Genomic DNA, 417 nt, shown 5'->3' on the forward strand with positions numbered 1-417 from the left:
GCGATCCTGGCCGTGTGGAAGGCGGGCGCCGCCTACCTGCCGATCGACCCCGAGTACCCCGCCGAGCGGATCTCTTTCATGCTCGCGGACAGCGGCGCGGCGCTCCTCCTCGGCACCGAGGACATCCTGGATGAACTGCCGACGGGCAAGAGGTTCGTCGCACTCGACTCACCGCTGGTGACGATGCAGCTGGCCGAGGCCGAGGAGACGGCCGTCCAGGAGGCGGTGGCCCCGGACGGGCTCGCCTACGTGATCTACACCTCCGGGTCGACGGGGCGTCCGAAGGGTGTGGCGGTCACGCATGGTGCGCTGGCCAACTATGTGGCTGCGGTGCCGGGCCGGGTCGGGTTCGGTGGTCCGGGGGAGCGGTATGCGCTGCTTCAGGCGCAGGTCACGGACTTGGGTAACACGACGGTG

1 protein-coding gene is annotated in these 417 nt (G+C 69.8%); it reads left to right on the forward strand.

The features are described from left to right. On the forward strand, positions 1-417 hold a 417-nt coding region (locus tag IH50_RS38455; protein ID WP_037873697.1), incomplete at both ends, for an AMP-binding protein.

This window comes from Streptomyces sp. NRRL S-37 (genome assembly GCF_000721605.1).
Lineage (GTDB): Bacteria > Actinomycetota > Actinomycetes > Streptomycetales > Streptomycetaceae > Streptomyces.